Below are 18,809 nucleotides of genomic sequence, written 5' to 3'. Positions count from 1 at the left end.
TCCGGCACCCCTCAGAGGCTGATGTGGTACGCCTTGCGCAGCGTCTCGTGGACGGTCCACGTCGTCCGGTCGCCCTCGCGCAGCACGCACGCGTCGCCGGGACCGATCTCCAGGGTCGCGCCGCCCTCCACCGCGACGGTGGCGCGACCGCTGACCACCACGAACAGCTCGTTGGCCTCGGTGTCGGTCACCACGCCCGGCGTGATCTGCCAGATTCCGCGCAGCTGCTTGCCGTCCTCGGACTCCCACAGCACCTTGCCCGTGACCACGGGCTCGCCGGAGACGATCTGCTCCGGGTCGAGCGGCTCGGCCTCCAGCTCGGCGTCCGGGATGTGCACCGCGAAGGAGGCGGGCGCGGCGGGAACTTGATCAATTGTCGTCATGGCCGGTCACCTTAGCGCCGCTGCCTCGCCCCTCTTCGGCCAGGCCCGAAGCCAATCGGTCGAAGAAGCCGGACCAGCCCGACTCCGCCGCGGCGTACTGCTCAGTGGTGAGGTTCCCGCCGAGCTGCTGGAACCTCATCCCGGTCCGTCCGTCGCCCAGTTCCGTGAGGGTGACGCTCACCAGCTCCCCCTCCGCGCCGTCGTCGGAGCTCCGGTCGGCAAGGGTGAACATCAGCCGTTCCGGGGGCACGACCTCCTGGTACTCGCCCCAGAACGGCACCTCCCCGCCGTCCGGCTCGAACATCGTCGCGTGCCAGGCGCCGCCGGCCCTGACGTCCAGGAGCACCCCGTCCACCGGTACGTCGAGGGCGGCCCCGAACCACGCCGCGAACCGTTCGGGCTCGGTCCACGCCCGGTACACGTACTCCCGCGGCGCATCGAAGACACGGTGCAGATCGATACCCGGCGCACTGGCCATGGCGGTGTCCCTTCAGACCCGGCGGCGGACGCCCGTAGCCTCACGCCGCATACACCCCAGATGTTCGCCGAGGCGGCGGAAACCGGCAATCCAGGCAGCGCGTGCCCCGGCGTACGAGGGGCACAAGCCAGGACACCAACAAGGGCATGAGCCTCTACAGGGAGCTACGGCCATGGAGATTTCGGGCGTCATCAGCGCGATCGTGATCGGCATCATCATCGGTGTGCTCGGCCGGCTCGTGGTCCCGGGCCGCCAGCGGATCGGCATCCTGTGGACCATCGTCGTGGGCATCGTCGCGGCGCTGGCGGGTGCGGCGATCGCCGAGGCGTTCGGCGTGAACGACACCAAGGGCGTCGACTGGATCGAGTGGCTGATCCAGATCGGCCTCGCCGCGATCGGTGTCGCCGCCCTGGACCGCTTCAAGTCCGGCGACCGTGGCCGGAGCCACCACCGGAGCCGCAGCGACCGGTAAGCCGGTAAGAGCGACGCGCGCCGCCCCGGCCCGGCACCCCGGCCCCCGCCCCCGCTCAGGCGGACGGCAGCCCGGCCCAGGCCGGATGCCGCGCATCGTCCGCCCGTACCACCACATCGGCGGCCTCCGACGGCCCGACCTCGTCCTCGTACCGTACGAAGGCGGGCAGCGTCCACTGCTCGCTCTCTTCGGTACGGCGGGCGAGAGCGCCCCGCGAGAGCCGCACGTGCACCGTCAGGTCGAACGGGAACCACCGGCCGAGCAGCAGCGGACCGTGCACCAACAGCACGCCCCCTGGCGGTAGTTGAACGTACGGACTGCGGGTCGCGCGGTCGGTGGCCGGGTCCCAGAGGTCGGGCAGCACACGGCCGCTGCCCCCCGCTTCCAACGGCCCGAAGACCTCCCGCCAGAGGGCGCCGGTGTCGAACCAGCCGTCGAAGTAGGTGTCCGGGTCCTGCTTGCCGTACTCGAAGCGCAGGGAGGCGGGCCGCAGGAATCCCGAGGTGTCGACGGCATGGACGGTACGCCCGCGCAGCCGCAGCCCCGCGGCGATCCGCCCGGCGAACTCGCCGGTACGCGCCGCAGGGGCCCCGTCCACGGCGACCTTGAGCCAGGGGCTGCCGTCGCCGGGCACCCGGGCGTCGAGGTGGTCGGCGAGGGTGTCGCCGAGGCGTTCCCAGGTGATCGGTCGGAGCTGCATACGGCCATGGTCGCCGATGGGTCCGGCACGTGGCCCGCCGGTCCGGTGCGGCGGCCCGCTTGACCTTGCCACTGGCGTCAAGGTCGGAGCATCACCCCATGAACACCACGCACACCGCAGGCACCACCGCGCAGCCCACGCACACCGCAGGCACCACCGCGCAGCCCACGCACACCGCCCGTATCGCACGCACCACCACACAGCCCACGGCCCCCGCAGCCACCGCGCCGGACCCCCGCGTCGTCATCGTGACCGGTGCGGGCACCGGCATCGGCCGGGCCACCGCCCACGCCTTCGCCGCCGAGGGAGCGCGGGTGATCGCGGTGGGCCGCCGCCCGGAGCCCCTGGCCGAGACGGCGGCGAGCGCCGCCCACCCCTCACTCGTCGTCCCGTTCGTCGCCGACGTCACGGCGGACGGAACCGCCGAGGCACTCGTGCGCGAGGCCACCGGGGCGTACGGACGGCTCGACGTGCTCGTCAACAACGCCGGGATCGTCGGTGCCGGCGCCCTCGGCACGCTCACCCGTACCGGCATCGAGGCGCAGTTCGCCACCAATCTGGTCGCCCCGGTGCTCCTGACGCAGGCCGCGCTACCCGCGTTCGGCGACCGCGGCGGCGTGGTCGTGAACGTCAGCACCTCCGTCGGCCAACGCGCCTGGCCCGGCAATTCCGTGTACGCATCGACGAAAGCGGCGCTCGAACTCCTCACCCGCAGCTGGGCGGTGGAACTCGCCCCGCGCGGCATCCGCGTCGTGGCCGTCGCCCCGGGCGCGATCGACACCCCGATCGGCGAGCACCGGGGCCTGTCGCCCGAGGAACAGACGGCCGTACGGAGCTGGCAGGTGGCGCACACCCCGCTGGCCAGGATCGGCCGCCCGGCGGAGGTGGCCTGGGCGATCACCCAACTCGCCTCGCCCGCCGCGTCGTTCGTGACGGGCACCGTGCTGGCGGTGGACGGGGGTGCGGTGGTCGCCTGAGCGCGTGATACGCATGCCCCGAAGACCACGGGGAGGAACGGGCATGCGCATCGGGGAACTCGCACGGGCGACGGGCACGACGGCCCGCGCGCTGCGGCACTACGAGCAGGCGGGCCTCCTGACCTCGCACCGGGCCGCGAACGGCTACCGGGTCTACGACCCGGAAGGTTCGGTCGCACGCGTCCGCAACATCCGTCAACTCCTCGACGTGGGGCTGACGTTGGAGGACGTACAGGCCTTCGGTCCGTGCCTGGACGGGGACGTGCTCGCGGCCGGTCCGTCCGACGGGGCCCTGCGGATCGCCCGCGACAGGCTGGCCGTACTGAACGCGCGGATCGCGGCGCAGACGGCGGCGAGGGACCGGCTGACCGCGGCACTCACGCACGCGGCCGGACACGCCGGAGCGGACTCGGGGGTTTTGGCCAGCCCCCGAGCCCTGTGAATGCCGTCGTCATGCACACAAACGAAAACCGAACACTCAACAGAATCGTCATTTCCTCTATGCTCTGCACGGAATCGGCGGTATCCCCTCCCCATGAACCTCGTGGCTCCCCTCGTGGTCGTCGAACCCCTGCGCCGAGTGCGCTGCGCGGAGTGCCGGCAGGGCCCGCTCCCCCTCCTGATCCTCGAATACAACGCCCCGCGCTGTCTGGACTGCGCCGACCTGGGCCACCTCGTCCTCCTCCCGCGCGGCGACGCGGCCCTCACCCGCCGGGCCCGCGAGGGGAGTTCGCTGTGGGCGGTCGTGATCCGGCACCACAAGCGCCGCAAGCGGTACGAGCGCCAGGGCCTGCTCGTCGAGGAGGCGGCCCTCGCCCGCGCCGAGTCCGCCTGCCTCGCGGACGCCGACGCCCGCGCCCGCCGCCGCGCCCGGGACGCGGACCGCCGCACCGTCGAGGACACCCGCTTCACGGCCGCCTTCACCGCGGCCGTCAGCGCCCTCTTCCCCGGCTGCCCGCCCGAGCGGGCCCGTGCGATCGCCGCCCACGCCTCGGTCAGGGGCAGCGGCCGGGTGGGCCGCAGCGCGGCGGGGCGCGCGCTGGACGAGGGCGCGGTGACGGCGGCGGTACGGGCTTCCGTACGGCACGACGACACCCCGTACGACGCCCTGCTGATGGCGGGCGTACCGAGGCGGGAGGCGCGCACCCGGGTGGCGGAGGCGATCGAGAGGGTCCTGGAGGTGTGGCACACCACCCCCGAGGTGCCGTGACAAACGGTCGTACCGGGGCAGGATGGCTGTTCTCCGACACGGAGATTCCACGACACGTGGACACCACGACACCCACGACACCCACGACACCCACGACACCCACGCGAGGTTCAGCCGATGCCCACCCCTGCCGCACGTCCCCGCGACGGGGCGGCGCTCGCCCCCTCGCTCGACGCCGCACCCCTGCGCCCCTTCCATCTGCGGGTGACGGCGACGACGTTCGGCGCGAACTTCTCCGACGGTTACGCGCTGGGCATGATCGGCGCGGTCCTGGCGACCCTCACCGACGCCCGGCACCTCTCCGGTGTCTGGCAGGGGCTCCTCGGCGCCTCGGCCCTGATCGGCCTCTTCTTCGGCAGCATCGTGCTGGGCCGGGTCGGCGACATCATCGGCCGGCAGAAGCTGTACATCTACAACTTCGTCCTCATCACCGTCGCCTCCGCCCTCCAGTTCTGGGCGAAGGACCCCGCGGTCCTGTTCACCCTCCGCGTCCTGATCGGCTTCGGCCTGGGCGCGGACTACGCGGTGGGCCCCACGATGCTGTCCGAGTTCGCCCCGAAGCGGCTGCGCGGACTGCTGCTCGGCTCCCTCACGGTGATGTGGACGGTCGGGTACGTGCTCGCGGGCATCCTGGGCACCTGGCTGGGCAAGACGGAGGACACGGCGTACGTCCTGCTGGCGACGGGCGCGCTGCCCGCCCTCCTGGTCCTCCTGCTCCGCATCGGCACCCCGGAATCACCGAGCTGGCTGGTCAGCCAGGGCAGGGTGGAGGAGGCGAGGGACATCGCGCGCAGGTATCTGAGGAGCGAGCTGGGGGAGGTGGCGGAGGGGGCTTCGGCCGGGACGGGGCAGGCTGGCCCCTCGACCAGGACGGGGCAGGCGGGCCCTCCCACCGGGGCGGGGCGGGCAGGCCCTCCCACCAGGGCGGAGCGGGCAGGCCCATCCACCACCTCCTGGGCCGCGTACCGCGAGCTCTTCGCTCCCGGACAGGCCCGCCGCACCTGGTTCGGCCTGGTCTTCTACAGCGCGCAGGTCCTCCCCTACTTCGCCATCTACACCTTCATGCCGACGATCCTCCTCGCCCTGAACGTCGAGGACGCCGACCTCCAGAATCTCCTCCTCAACCTCTTCCTCCTCGCCGGCGGAGTGACCGGCCTGTGGTTCCTGCAGCGCACGGGCCGCCGCCCCCTCGTCATCGTCACCTTCGGCATCATGACGGCGGCCCTCGCTCTCATGGGCGCGCTCACCCATGCCTCGACGACGGCCCTGATGATCCCGTTCCTCGTCTACACCTTCGTCATGGCCGGCGCCTCGAACCTCACCCAGGTCTATCCCGCCGAGCTCTACCCCACCCACCTGCGCGCCACCGGCGTCGGCTTCCTCAACGGCACGAGCCGCATCGCGTCGGCGGTCGGCACGTTCGTCCTGCCGGTGAGTCTGGAGTCGATCGGCCTGAGCTGGTCGATGTACTGGCTGGCGGGGGTGCTGCTGATCGGCACGGTGGCGTCGGTGGCGTGGGCACCGGAGACGAAGGAGGAGGTGACGACTTCGGGAGGCTGAGACCGGTTCCCGGCCCTCCGGAGATCCGGGGCCGCACTCCGGCCACTGTCGTACGGTGCGATGTCATACCGTGTCGTGGCCGGGGGACGGCGAAACGATCTGACACCAGGGGGTTGTGGGCCCGAGTGATACGCGCTATCCGGACCATGATCGCGAACCGCGAACCGCGAACCGCGAACCGCGAACCGCGAAGGACGCGCGGTCCACGGTTCGCTCCGGTCCTTGGGCCTCCCCGCCGCCTCCCCGCCCCCGTCTCCCCCGACGCCGACCGCTGGCTGACCTTCCACGGTGACCGCCTCCTGGTCGCCGTCGTGCGTACGGTCACCTCCGCCGTCCGCGTCCTGGACGTCCTCACCCCCGTGCTCCGCGACGACGCCCGCGTCAGCCTGGTCTTCGCGTACGACCCGGGCTCCGCCTTCGGCGAAGGCGTCCTGGCGTACCTCCGCGAACGCGGCGCACTCGTCATGTCCTGGGAGCAGTTCCGCGCGAGCGGCCCCCACCTCGTCGTCACCGCGACGGAGAACGCGGTCCTCACCGACACCGGGCACACCGCCCCCGTACTGGTCCTCCCCCACGGTGTCGGCTTCCACAAGTACGTACCGGACGCACGCGGCCCCGGCGAGCGTCTCGCGGGCCTGGTTCCCCGCGAGCTCCTGGCCACCGGGAGGGTGCGCACCGCCGTCTCGCACCCCGACCAGGCGGCCCAGCTGCCGGGATCCGCCCACCCCCTGCTCGTCGGCGACCCCTGCTACGACTCGCTGCTCGCCGCGGGACGTGCCTCGCGGGCGCGCTACCGTGAGGCCCTCGGGGTGCCGCCCGGCCGGCGGCTGGTCCTGATCAGCTCGACCTGGCGGGACGAGTCCGCGCTCGGCCAGGACTCGTCGCTCCCGGCCCGTCTGCTGGCCTCGCTGCCCGCCGACGCGTACGCGGTCGCGCTCGTCACCCACCCCAACGTGGTGTCCGCGCACGGCTCCGGCCAGCTGGAACACGTACTGGGCTCGGCCCGCGCGGCCGGCCTGATCCGCGTACCACCCGAGTCCGGCTGGCAGGCCGCGCTGCTCGCCGCCGATCTGCTGATCGGCGACCACGGTTCGGTCACCTTCTACGGGGCCGCGCTCGGCGTCCCCGTACTCCTCGGCGCGTTCAGCGAGCAGGAGGCGGTGGCCGGGACCCCCATGGCCGAACTGGGTCGCCTGGCCCCGCGCCTCGACCCGTACGCACCCCTGCGCCCCCAGATCGAGGAGGCCCTCGCCGCTCCGGACACCGACCGGCTGCGCAAGCTGGGCTCGACGGCGCTGGCCGACCCGGGGCACGCGCTGCGCCGTCTGCGCGCGACGGCGTACGGCCTGATGGGGCTCCCCGAACCGGCCTCGCCCGCACCCGCTCCCCTCGCTCCGGAGGATCCCCGTCCGGTCCCGGCCCCGTACCTCTGCACCGCGTTCTCGGTGACCACCCGGCTGGAGAACCGGCCGGGCAGCCAGGGCGACGCGAGCCCCCACGTCCGTGTCGAACGCATCCCTGCGGCCGTCGCCACACCCCCCGCTCCCGCCGACGAACACCACCTCAGCTGCCCTGACGACGAACGCGACCGGTCGCTCCGGGAGAGCGCGTCCGTCCTGGTGCGCCGCACCCCGAGCAGTGGCACCGCATCGGCGGCCTGGGCCCGCGGCATCTTCGCGGACTTCCCCGGAGCCGTGCTGGCCGCGGCGCCGGTGGCCCCCGGTACGTACCGGATCCACGTCCGCGACGGCCGTACGGTCGAGGCGGCGATCACGGGTGCCGGCCCGCGCACCGCCCCCGATCCCGGCATCCCGGCGGCGGTCGTGCACGCCTGTCTGCTCGGCGGCGTGCCACTGGAAGGCTTCGTCACCGTGTCCGTCGCGGACCGCGAGGAGGACGTCTCGCTACGCCTGCTCCCCGGCTTCGGACCCCTTGTCCAGCAGTGACCTCACGACCTCGGCACGCGGGCTGCCCGCGGCCTCGTAGATCGCCAGGGCGCGCTCCAACTGCCCCTCGTCACCGGTGAGTCGGTGCAGTGTCTCGCGGTGCACGGCCTCGTAGTGCACCGCGCCGACCTCTTCCAGGGCCGCCGCCGCTTCGGTGAGCGCGGCAACCGCCTCGTCCTTGCGCCCCAGCCCGACCAGTACGTCCCCCTCGGCGGCACGCGCACGAGCACCCATGCGGACGTCACGCAATGCCGCGAACCGCGCACCGGCGTCTCGCAAGGTCGCAAGAGCGGACTCCCCTTCCCCGGCCGCGTCCTGCGCGCACCCGAGGAAGTGCAGCCCGATGGCGATGCCGCGCGGATCGCCGTCCTCCTCGTACAGTGCCAGCGCCTCCCGGTACACCGCCACTGCCCGGTCGGGCGCGTAGCGGTCGTACCACCGCCCGTGGAACTCCCGTACCGAAGCACGCAGCAGCAGCCGTCCCGACTCGTCCGCGCGGACGACGGCCGTCTCCAGTTCCTCACGCGCCCGCTCCTTCTCCCCGAGGTCCATGAGCGGACGCGACAGCAGTGCGCGCAGCCGGGCCTCGGAGGCGGGCAGTCCGGCCGCCTGTGCCGCCCGCACGCCGATCTCGCCCGAGGCGAGCCAGTCGCCGACGTAACGCCGGTTGAGGTAGAGGGCGGTCAGCGCCTCGGCCAACTCGGCGCACTCCCGGTGGAGTTCACGGGACGCAGCCTCGCTCAGCACGGCGAGGATCTCGGCGCGCCCGGCCTCCAGCCACTCCAGGGCCGCGCCTCGGTCCACGAACGGCGAAGCCTCCCCCGCCACCCGCTCCGCATACCGCCCGGCCCTCAACCGCTCGCCCATCACTGCCAGATCCGCGTGGGCGGCGAGCCGCAACAGATGCCCGAGGGCCGACTCCACGACCTGCCCGGCGTCCTCCCGCGCGTCCTCGGCGACCTGCCGGGCGTGCAGCCGCACCAAGTCGTGGAAGGAGTAGCGCCCGCTGTCCGCCACCTCGACGAGGCTGGCTTCCTCCAGTACGTCCAGGGCGTCCTGCGCCGATGCGGCATCGATCCCCGCGAGGGCTGCGGCGAGCCCGGCCTCCCAACTGCGCCCCGGATACAGCCCCAGCAGCCGGTACACCCGCCGGACCTCTTCCGGCAGCCCTTCGTACGCCACCCCGAACACCGCCACGACGCTCTCCCCCGGTACTTTCAGCGCACTCAACCGCCGCTTCTCGTCGGCCAGTTCACCGGCGAGCATGCCCAGAGTCAGCCGCCGGTGCACCACCAGCCGGGCGGCGGCCACATGCAGCGCGACGGGCAGCCCGCCGCACCACTCCACGATCCGCGCGGCGGCCTCCGGCTCGGCCGCGACCCGCGCCGCACCGCACAGGTGGCCCAGCAGTTCCCGGCCGTGCGCCGGCTCCAACGGATCCAGATGTACGAACTCGGCCCCGTCCATCACGAGCCCGGCCAGCCGCCCCCGGCCGATGGCCACCACCACGCTCGGCCCTGCCCCCGGGAGCAGGGCCCGGACCTGCGCGGCCTCCTGCACGTCGTCCAGCACGACGAGCACCGGCTCGGCAGCGGTCCGAGTCCGGAACAACGCACTCAACTCGCCGAGCGTGCGCGGAAGACAGGCGTCCTCCACCCCCAGCCCCCGCAGGCACCGGCTCACCGCGGCGGACACATCGGCACCCACCCGCCCCGGCCCGCCGCCGTCAAGACCCGCGAAATCGACATACACATCACCCCCGGTGAACCGCTCCCGAACCCCCTCGGTCCACCGCCGCGCCACACCCCTCTTCCCCACCCCTGGCAAACCGCTCAGCACCACGACCCCACCAGCATCGAGGGCCTCCAACACCCGCTCTCTTCCCACGAACTTCCGTGGCCCACGCGGAACTTCCCTCGGCGTCACCCTGACCGGCCCTTCGCGCCGCTCACCCCGGAAGACAACGTCCCCGTACACCACCCCCGCCTGCACGACGGGCCCGCCCGCAGTCCCACCGAACCGGTTGGAAGCCCCACCGGACAGATTGACGTCACCACCGGACCGGCCCGCTGCGCCACCGGGCCCGCCCACACTTCCACCGGGCTCGTCCGCAGCCCCACCCACCTCGTCGTGCACGCCCATCCCACCCACGCCTTCCGCCGGATCAGCCGTTCCCACAAGCTACTTGACGGTCAGTGAGCTACCACTGCCCACTCCGGGCATCCCTCCCTCATGGCGCCCGTCCCGGTCCCCTCGACGCGGGCGGCCCCCAAGCCCTATGTCGCCCGCCTACTCCGCTCCCCCCTGCCCCACCGCGAAAACGAACCCCTCTCGCTCGCCGAGCCTCCCCTGCCCATACAGCGCCTCGATGTCGGCTTCGAGCGCAGTCTTGATGTCGGCACCCATTCGCTTCCAGCCGAAGAGCTCCCTCACGTGGAGCAGCAGTTCTTCCTCGGTCATCCCCGGACACTCCGCCACGAGCCGCACCAGCGCACACTGCCGCTCGGCCGGTGCCACTTGGGTGACCTTCCGTACGCAGGCATCGACGGGTGTGCGCACGACCGGCTCGCCGCTGCGGCCCGCCGCTTCGATGAACTCTCCGTCGATGGTGACGGCGCCCTCCGCATCCAGGTTCCGCAGGACATCCTGGACGTTTTCACGAATCCTCTTGCCCGTCCGTCCCACGCCCCACGCCTCGCGCGCCCGCTGCATCAGGAGGTCCACCTGCACCGGGCCCTCCACCTCGACGATTCGGGTCAGCACCTTCCGCAGGGCGGGTCGCGCCTCGAAGGTGTGCATCTCCGCGCCGGTGCTCGCCTGTACGTCGGCGACCTGGTAGACCGCGCTCCACGGCCGGTCCGGCACCCGGTCCACCGGCACTCGCACCGGAAGCACTCGCTCCACCCGCCCGACGGCGGTCTCCGACAGCACGGAAGCAGAAGATGCTGCCAGGGCGGTCGGGTCCGCCAGGCCTGCCGAAGCCTCCCGATTCACCGGGGCCGACCTCACAACAGCCCCGGTCAGCACAGTGGCCTCCGCGAACGGATCCTCTGCCACCGCTTCCTCCACTGCCGCCTTCAGCCGCCGCTCTGCCTCCGACCGATTGCGGTACCAGTCGGTGCCCCAGATCCGGTACAGGGTCCACCCCAGCCCTTCAAGTACCTGCTGACGCAGCCGGTCACGGTCCCGGGCCGCCCTGGAGGAGTGGTACATCGCGCCGTCGCACTCGATGCCGAGGGCATACGAACCAGGCGCGTCCGGGTGCCGAAGCCCCAGGTCGATCCGGAATCCGGCCACTCCGACCTGCGGCTGTACCTCATACCCCCAGCCACGCAGCACACCGAGCACAGACTCTTCGAAGGGGCTCTCCGGTTCAGCAGCGCTCTGCTGGACTACCTCGCGGGAGAGCACGGCCGGGCCGCCCGCCGCGAATTCGAGGTAGCGCTTCAGGTGCTGAACGCTGACGTTGTCGCTGTCCTTGAGTTGCGTGCCGTGGAAGGAAGCGATGACCTCCATGCGGTAACGGGCACGGGTGACCGCGACGTTGAGCCGCCGCCAGCCGCCCTCCTTGTTGACGGGGCCGAAGTTCAGACCCAGTCTGCCGTGTTCGTCCGGCCCGTACCCGATCGACATGATCATGACGTCGCGTTCGTCGCCCTGCACCGACTCCAGGTTCTTGACGAAGAAGCCGTCGAGTCGGTCCTCTGTGAAGCAGTGATCGAGGTCCGGACGCATCAACCTGGCCTGCTGCACGGCAAGTTCGACGGCGCTCGCCTGCGCCTGTGACAGCGCGACCACGCCGAGACTGCACCCCGGGCGGGTGTCGAAGTGGTGAAGTACCCGTTGCGCGACGAGCTCGGCCTCGATGCGATTGTCCCGCCGCCCTCCCTTGTCGTACATGCCGGCGGCCTTGAAGAATTCGACACCGACGTCGGAGCCCCGGTCCCGCGCACCGGGGAAAGTGATCATCGAATTCTCGTAGAACGAGCGGTTGCTGAAGGTGATCAGGTCCTCGTGGCGGCTGCGGTAGTGCCAGCGCAGCGGCAGTGCCCGCATGGCTCCGGCCTTGCAGGCGTCCAGCAGCGATTCGAAGGAATCGGGCACGTCCTCGTCGTACTCGTCGCCGTCGTCGCCGACCGCGGCATCGAAGAACGAAGTGGGAGGGAGCTGCTTCTCGTCACCCGCGACGATCAACGACCTTCCGCGGTAGGTGCAGTTGACCGCGTCACCGGGCCGTACCTGTGACGCCTCGTCGAAGATCACCACATCGAAGCAGTAGTCAGCTGGGAGCAGTTGACTGACCGTCAAGGGGCTCATCATGAAGCAGGGCTTGACCGCTTGCGCAACCTCCCTCGCCCGGCCGAGCAGGTCACGCACCGGCATGTGCCGGGTCTTCTTTTCCGCCTCCCGGATGATGAGCCCGGCGCTGCCACCGCCGAAGGCACGTGGCTTGCGTCCGTTGCACGCCGCGATCACCGCGCCGTTCGCGGCTGCCACCAGCCGCCGGTCGGCTTCACGGAAGTCCTCGACTCGCGCATCGAGCTCCGCCGACCTGGTGGCACGAAGCCGGGGATCAGCAGCCAGCACGGCGTCCGCCCGCTGCCGGAGCACGCTGCGCTCGACCACGGCGGACAACTGCCCTGCCGTAACCCCACGCTCGACACTCCGCCCGAACAGATCCGAAAACCCGTACCGCTCCAGGGCGGAGAGTCCGTTGCTGTATGCCTGCCATTCCTCGGGCCCCGAAGGGTCGGCCCTCAGCGCCTGCAGCTCGCGATCCGCGTCCTCGAAGGTACCCATCAGGGTGGGATACAACTGGAGTTGACGCGTGGTGTCGAACATCGCATGAAGCCGCGCGACACTGTCCGACCAGCGCGCACTGCGCTGCTCGACAACATCGCACCAGCCGGCGAGCGCCGCTCGCACCGCTTGCGCCTGAAGCCGTACGAGGGGGTCGACGTCGGCACCGTGAGCAAGCCGCGCGGCAAGGACCTCAGCGCGGCACGCAGCCCCGGCGAGTTCCTCGACACGGGCCGCCGTGGCGAGCGCGGCATCGAGTGGACCGAATTCGGCGATCTCGGTCGGACGGTACGGTCCGAGCAGTGCGGCGTGCTGCTCGACGGTCCGGCGTACGGCGGCATCAGCCCGCTTCCAGGCGAGCGCTTCTCTCATCCTGCCGCCCAGCGCCCTGTCCCACACGCCGGTGCGGGACAGGGCTGCCACCGCGGCCCTGTCGGTACGGAACTGGCCCTTGAAACGGGCGGTGAACCCCTGATGTTCCTCAGCGAAACGCCTTGCCAGCGCCTCCAGTTCGACTTCGTCACATGCGAGAACCTGCTCCGCGAAAACGTCCTGTGCCACCGTGCGAGCCGCACCCAGTTCCGTGACGGCCTGCCTCAGGTCCTCCGCCGCCGAGCGGGCCCGTACCAGCCCACCACTCCCGAACCAGCCGGCAACCGGCCGGTGCTCGGCCTCGGCGAGGTCGGCGAGGGCGCAGAGTGCAAGTGCACCCGCAGCACCGTCCGGCTTGTCGAGGCCGAAATCGTCGGCGAGCTGCGCCACCTGTACCGACGGGTCCGAGAGCAGGGCGGCCGCCGGAGCCTCTCCCCTCTGTGGCAGTTGCCCTCTCAGTTCCCGTAGGCACCTCTCGACGTCCCGCGTCGTACGCAGCGCGGGCGCCTCGGTGGCCAACGGGCGTCGCTCGACCGCAACGCCCAGTGCGTCGAACGCATCGACAGCATCGGCGAGGGCGCCCAGCGGAGCCCCGCCCAGTTCCCCGGTGTCCCGCAGCCCCCTCCAAGCGAAGGTTTCCCCCTCCGCCACCGGCCGCCATGCCCGAGCCACCGCCCGGGTAGCGCGCAGTACATCCGCCAACGTCTGCGCACTCAGCGCGGCAACACGGTCGGCGCTGCTCGAGGAGAGCACCAGCCCGGCCGTTCCGCCCTGCTCCCGCTCCATCTGCTGTTCCAGTTGCGTGACCCGGCCGATCACCTCGTGCAGGCTACTCCCGAGCGGCTCCCGCACCTCGTTCATCGCGGCGGCGTACGCGGACAGCTCCCGTCGCAGACGTGCTGCTTCCTCCAGCTCGTGGTCCGCTGCCCCCGAAGCGGGCACTTCTGTGAGCAGCGCCCGGCCGAGCTCCTGTGCCACCGCCTTCTTGGTGGCTGCGCTGCTGTGCAACGTGAGTACGAAGTCTGCGAGACCGACTCCGGCCAGCCGGTTGCGTACGACATCGAGCGCCGCGGCCTTCTCGCTGACGAAGAGAACAGTACGCCCGGCATGCATCAGCGCGGCGATCATGTTAGTGATGGTCTGGCTCTTGCCGGTACCCGGCGGCCCGCTCATCACGAACGACCGGTGCTCCATGGCCGCCGCGATGCACTGCCGCTGAGACGCGTCCGCATCCAGCACCAGCGGGGTCCGCTCGGGCAGCTGGACCTCGTCGATCCGCTCCAGTGAGGGCGGCTCGAACCCGATGAGGTCGTCGGGCAGCCCGGCGTCCGGACCGAGCCCGACAGCCCGGACCAGCGGACTGCTGAGCACGGCCGCAGCGTTCTCCTTGAGGTCCTGGTACATGGCCTCTTTGTGGGAGGCAAACAGAGCCAGCACCACACTGTCACGTACTCCGCCGTCCCGTACCTGCCACCCGTCTTGCCCGTCGGCCACTGCTCGCGCGGCGTCCAGCACCGCGTCAACATCGCCGCAGTCCAGCCCGGACACAGTTTCCCAGCCGACTCCGAGCTGTACGAGCTTCACCGCGATCGCCGGGTTGTGGATCATTTCCTGGTCGTCGGCGGAGTGCAGCCGCACGACCCCGGCCCGGTCCCGGCGCAGTTCCACAGGAACCAGCACGAGCGGCGCCGCACTGCTCTCGTGCGCGCCCTCTTCCCGCCATTCCAACATCCCGACCCCGAGCCACAGCACCCACAGACCGAAGTCGTTGTACGTCTGGCCCGACTTGCGGCGCAGCTCGGCGAGCGCCCGGTCGAGGCCGGCCCGTGTGCCCTTCTGCGTGACAATGCCGTGCCTCGCCGCGGCGGTCCCGGTCGTGACTTCCGGGCCAGCCCCGGCCTCGTCACCCCCATCCACGTGCGAAACGCCTTCCGTCTCTTCCGCCTTCTCAACGGGTGCGAACCCCAGCCCTGCGCTCGTCCCCAGCCCGGCCAGCAGCTCCCCCACACCGGGCGTCCTGATCTCCAACGTGGAGGACCGGGTGTGCCGGAAGTTCAGCAGCCGGTTGCGCCCTCCCATGTCGAGCAGCGACTCCTGCCACGCCCCCAGCACAGCCTTCAGCCGGTCCAGCCCGGGATCGTCGCTGCTGAAATGCGAGTCGGCGCCGACTGTCCGGGCATTCATGAGGGGCAGGACCTCCAGGGCGGGGAAAAGAGGAGGGCCGCCTCACAAAAGGGACGGCCCTGTACCACGGTAGATATCAGCATCCGCAGCACGACACAGCCAAAGCTCCACTTTCGGCCAGACCGAAAGACCTTCCTGTCCGAAATCCCTGATCATGTCCGTGACCAGCGGCACTCTGGACAGCCCGGCAAACCGGAGAGGATCATTCAGGCTCTACGGGGGAAGGCGGTGGGGGATGCCGGGCTGGCTCGACGAAATGACGCAAGCGGTGCTGCGCCTGTGCGGCAGCGGCACCCCGGCCGGGGCCGCAAGCACGGACGACGCCTCCGAGCGCAGACCCAAATACTTCGGTGACGTGACCCGCCTGGGCGACGGCTGGTACGCCTTCCCCACGTACAACCGCCAGATCGACCCCGACAACCTCACCGACCTGCACCTGCGCACCCGCAAAGAGTCCGGGCCCGGCGAGAGCTACCAGGTCATCTCGTACACGGTCGAGCCCGAGCGAGTACGCCTCCAGGTCGGCGCCCATGCCCCGGCGACCGGCCTCAGCCTGTGGGCCACAGGAAGGCCCGCCGACTTCCTCGACAAAAGCCTGTACGCGGCCCTGCAAAAGCTGGGAAACCCAGGCCTGGCCAACCGGTTCATGTCCAACGACCTCGATCCGGTGGCCCCGCTGACCAGTGAAGCGTCCCGGGGTGCACTCCGCGGCGCACAGGCCCAGACGTACCTAGCCTGCACCACTCCCGGTGTCCGGCTGGTCTGGGGGCCGCCAGGGACCGGCAAGACGACCGTGCTCAAACGGGCACTGGACGACCTGGTCACCCGGGGCAAGCGCGTCCTGCTCGTCTCGGGCACGAACATCGCCGTCGACAACGCCCTCGAAGGGGCCGTCCGGGCCCGCAGCGGCCTGCGTGCGGGCGATCTGATCAGGGTGGGTGCCCCCCACCTGAAGTCGATCGCCGAGAACCCAAAGGTCAGTCTGCCGCTGCTGGTGAGGGCACGGGTCGAGGAGGCCGAGAAGCGCCGGGCAAAGACGGAAGAGAGGCTCGTCAATCTGCGCCGGTCGAGCCCGCTCATCGGCCTTGAGCGGCTCGAACACCAGCTGTCGGGTTACGACCCGGACGCGCACCGCGAGGCACGGACCCGGATGGCCAACGGCCGGCGCCACGACCGGCTGGCGGAAGCGCACACGCAGGCCCGCGACGACCGGACGTCCGCCGCCATCAAGGTCGACCTGTGCGCGAAGGACCTCGCACACTGCCGTGCCGCGGAGGACGCCGTCGCCACTCACCGGGAACTACTGGCCAAGGCTGATCAGAACCAGCGGCTGCTCGACGAGACGGAACAGGATCTGATCCAGGCCCGGACCTCGGCCCGGAAGACAGCACGTTCCCTGGAGCTGGCACAGCAGGAATTCGACGGCCTCGACCGGGAGAAGGGGTTCAAGGCCCGTCGCCGGAGCAAGCCACGTCGTACCGAACTCGCAGCAGCGCTTCCGGAACTCACCCGGACCAGCACACTGTTCGCCGCCCAGGCAAAGGAGGCCGCAGCCGAGTACGCACGGCAGTGCCAACTCGTCGGGCCGAAGGTCCGGGCCCTGCGTGACGCCGCACATCCGGTCGACGACCGGATGCTGGCAGAGCTGGCAGAAGACACCGCAGAGGCGGGCGTTCAACTTGCCGCCGCCCAGGCCGACTTGGCCGCGGCGAAGCTTCGGGTGTCGGCCGCCGAGAAGGACCTCAACCTGGCGATCGGTGAGTTCCCCGGCCCGCTCCCCACGGACCGGCACACTGTCGAGAGCGCCGAGCGCGCAGGCCTGCCCCGCCTCGCCGAGCAACGCGACCAGTTGCGCAAGGAGGCAGAGCCGGTACTCGCACAGTGCCGCCAGCTCGAACAGAGCCACGAACAGCAGCTCAAGGAGCTCACCCGGCTCAGGTCACAGGCCGAGCCGGAGATCATCCGCGGCGCCAAAGTCGTGGCGACCACGCTGGCCCGCATGCACATACACAAAACGGTGGCCGAGGGCCCGTACGACGTGGTGCTGGTGGACGAGGCGGGCGCCGCATCGCTGCCGGAGCTCGTGGTCGCCCTCGCCAAGGCGGGCGAGACGGCCGTACTGCTGGGTGACTTCTGCCAGCTGGGCGCCATCGAGCACAAGAAGACGCCCCGGGAGGAACACCTCTCCCGCTGGCTCACCCGCGACTGCTTCACCCAGGTCGGCATCAGAACACCGGACGACGCGGTCGGCCACCCGGGCTGTGCAGCCCTCCTCACCACGTACCGGTTCGGCCCCGATATCACGGAACTGGTCAACCGCATCGCGTACGGCAGCGACCGGGCGGATGGCCCGCGGCTGGTGTCCGAGGTGAAGCCCCGGGACCGGGAAGCGGACCCCGAGATCGTGCTGGTTACCACCGACAGGCTCGACGACGGCCTCGGTGTCGTCCGTACCCCGCGCACCGGTTCGGGCCGGTGGTGGACTGCAGGCAGCGTGATCGCCCAGGCCCTGGCGGAACAGCACCACGAAAAGGGCGAGTCGGTGGGCATCGTCACCCCGTACAAGGCCCAGGCGAACATCACCCATGACTGGCTCGCCGATCAGAACCATCTGAACCGAACGCCCACCGTGGAGGTCGGCACGGCCCACAGCTTCCAGGGCCGGGAGTTCGACGTCGTCATCCTCGATCTCGTCGAGGACGGCGGCCATCCCGGCTGGACCAGCCACGGCAGGATGAACGACCCCTGGGACCACGCCCACACCGGCGCCCGGCTCTTCAACGTCGGCGCAACCCGCGCCAGACGGCGGGTCTACATCGTCGCCGCCTGGTCCGCCGTGAACGGGGCGAAGGCCGGCACCGTCCTCCACCACGTCGCCGCCCTGGCGCAACCCGGCCCCGAGCGACGCGTCCTCGGCATACGGGCGCAGCAGTTCCTCGGCCTGCCGGAGGATGAACTCCCTGACACAGCAACCGAGTTGCAGAGGGAAGTCTGGCAGGCCCTGGGGAAGCACGTCCACTGGGAGAACATCCTCGACGAGCACGCATACTTCCCCGCGGCCCTCGACGCCATCGACAGGGCCGAAGAATCCGTCTGGCTCTGGGCCCCCTGGTACTACACACGCCTCTGGGAGGTCCTGCCCCACCTGCACTCCGCGTACCTTCGAGGTGTACGTGTGGTGGTGTTCGTCGTAGAGGACTCCGACCAGGGGCTACAGAAACAGCTCCACAGCAGCAGCGCCCGCGCCGCCGCCGACGCCGCCAAGCGGCTCCCTCAATTGCAGTCCTCGGTCAGCCAGGTCGTACGGATCAAGAACATGCACCAGAAGATCCTGGTCGTCGACGAACGGACCACGTTCCTCGGCAGCCTCAACACCCTTTCCCACAGCCCCAATTCGGGAACCGCCCGCCGCGAAGTCATGGTCCACTTCCGAGGCAGGAGCTTCGCGCGGTCCCTCCTCGACCACGAACACGCGGAGGCCTTCTCCCGCCCGGTGGCATGCCCGAAGTGCGGAACCGACAGAGAACTGCGCAAGCGCGCGATCCGGCAGAAGAAGCGACCCAAAAACCACTACTGGGCCTGGGTCTGCCCGACGAGACGCCTCGATCCGAAGACCGGGAAGAACACCGAGTGCGGTCATGAGCGCGCGGTATACCCGGGGGACGCTTCGTTCGTGCCGAAGGCGTCCCGGGACTGAGAACCGGCCGCGGCTGGAGAACCAGGTAAG

At 70.8% G+C, this 18,809-nt stretch carries 12 protein-coding genes; 7 read left to right on the top strand and 5 right to left on the bottom strand.

Annotation, left to right across the window (positions count from 1 at the left end; genetic code table 11):
• Positions 1 to 11 precede the first annotated feature (11 nt).
• Both ACH4SP_RS18195 and ACH4SP_RS18190 read right to left on the bottom strand, forming a co-directional pair.
• A complete protein-coding gene (locus ACH4SP_RS18195) occupies positions 12 to 383 on the bottom strand; it encodes a cupin domain-containing protein (protein ID WP_398415950.1) in 372 nt (123 codons plus the stop codon).
• Positions 370 to 861 (bottom strand): SRPBCC domain-containing protein, encoded by a 492-nt coding sequence (locus ACH4SP_RS18190; RefSeq protein ID WP_398415948.1) that lies wholly within the window; start codon positions 859 to 861, stop codon positions 370 to 372. Before ACH4SP_RS18190 ends, ACH4SP_RS18195 begins: the two co-directional genes overlap by 14 nt.
• Positions 862 to 1,033: 172 nt before the next feature.
• On the opposite strand from ACH4SP_RS18190, the gene ACH4SP_RS18185 reads away from it, so the two are divergent.
• Complete coding sequence (locus tag ACH4SP_RS18185) at positions 1,034 to 1,333, top strand: GlsB/YeaQ/YmgE family stress response membrane protein (protein ID WP_398415946.1); 300 nt, start codon at positions 1,034 to 1,036, stop codon at positions 1,331 to 1,333.
• Between the two features lie 55 nt (positions 1,334 to 1,388).
• On the opposite strand, the gene ACH4SP_RS18180 is transcribed toward ACH4SP_RS18185, so the two are convergent.
• Positions 1,389 to 2,033: a uridine kinase gene (locus ACH4SP_RS18180; RefSeq protein ID WP_398415944.1), complete on the bottom strand. Its 645-nt coding sequence runs from the start codon at positions 2,031 to 2,033 to the stop codon at positions 1,389 to 1,391.
• A 98-nt stretch (positions 2,034 to 2,131) separates the two neighbouring features.
• Between ACH4SP_RS18180 and ACH4SP_RS18175 the strand changes: the two genes are divergently transcribed.
• The 5 genes from ACH4SP_RS18175 to ACH4SP_RS18155 all read left to right on the top strand — a co-directional run bounded on the left by ACH4SP_RS18175 (position 2,132) and on the right by ACH4SP_RS18155 (position 7,726).
• A complete protein-coding gene (locus ACH4SP_RS18175) occupies positions 2,132 to 3,010 on the top strand; it encodes an SDR family NAD(P)-dependent oxidoreductase (protein WP_398415942.1) in 879 nt (292 codons plus the stop codon).
• 43 nt (positions 3,011 to 3,053) lie between these two features.
• Complete coding sequence (locus ACH4SP_RS18170) at positions 3,054 to 3,452, top strand: MerR family transcriptional regulator (RefSeq protein ID WP_398415939.1); 399 nt, start codon at positions 3,054 to 3,056, stop codon at positions 3,450 to 3,452.
• A 93-nt stretch (positions 3,453 to 3,545) separates the two neighbouring features.
• A complete protein-coding gene (locus tag ACH4SP_RS18165; protein WP_398415937.1) occupies positions 3,546 to 4,220 on the top strand; it encodes a DUF2293 domain-containing protein in 675 nt (224 codons plus the stop codon).
• A gap of 117 nt (positions 4,221 to 4,337) precedes the next feature.
• The gene (locus ACH4SP_RS18160; protein WP_398415935.1) at positions 4,338 to 5,780 is read left to right on the top strand and encodes an MFS transporter; all 1,443 of its coding nucleotides are present in this window, start codon (positions 4,338 to 4,340) and stop codon (positions 5,778 to 5,780) included.
• A 146-nt stretch (positions 5,781 to 5,926) separates the two neighbouring features.
• Positions 5,927 to 7,726 (top strand): CDP-glycerol glycerophosphotransferase family protein, encoded by a 1,800-nt coding sequence (locus tag ACH4SP_RS18155; protein ID WP_398415932.1) that lies wholly within the window; start codon positions 5,927 to 5,929, stop codon positions 7,724 to 7,726.
• Here ACH4SP_RS18155 and ACH4SP_RS18150 read toward each other — a convergent pair.
• Complete coding sequence (locus tag ACH4SP_RS18150) at positions 7,685 to 9,478, bottom strand: hypothetical protein (RefSeq protein ID WP_398415930.1); 1,794 nt, start codon at positions 9,476 to 9,478, stop codon at positions 7,685 to 7,687. The two genes, ACH4SP_RS18155 and ACH4SP_RS18150, sit on opposite strands and share 42 nt — an antisense overlap.
• Before the next feature lie 537 nt (positions 9,479 to 10,015).
• The gene (locus ACH4SP_RS18145; RefSeq protein ID WP_398415928.1) at positions 10,016 to 15,082 is read right to left on the bottom strand and encodes a DUF3320 domain-containing protein; all 5,067 of its coding nucleotides are present in this window, start codon (positions 15,080 to 15,082) and stop codon (positions 10,016 to 10,018) included.
• Positions 15,083 to 15,317: 235 nt separating this feature from the next.
• Between ACH4SP_RS18145 and ACH4SP_RS18140 the strand changes: the two genes are divergently transcribed.
• Positions 15,318 to 18,779 carry an AAA domain-containing protein gene (locus ACH4SP_RS18140; protein WP_398415926.1) on the top strand — a complete coding sequence of 1,154 codons (3,462 nt, stop codon included), beginning with the start codon at positions 15,318 to 15,320 and terminating at the stop codon, positions 18,777 to 18,779.
• Positions 18,780 to 18,809 lie beyond the last annotated feature (30 nt).

The organism is Streptomyces sp. NPDC021093, assembly GCF_044333135.1.
GTDB lineage: Bacteria > Actinomycetota > Actinomycetes > Streptomycetales > Streptomycetaceae > Streptomyces.
This window is presented reverse-complemented; position numbering and strand designations above follow the sequence as displayed.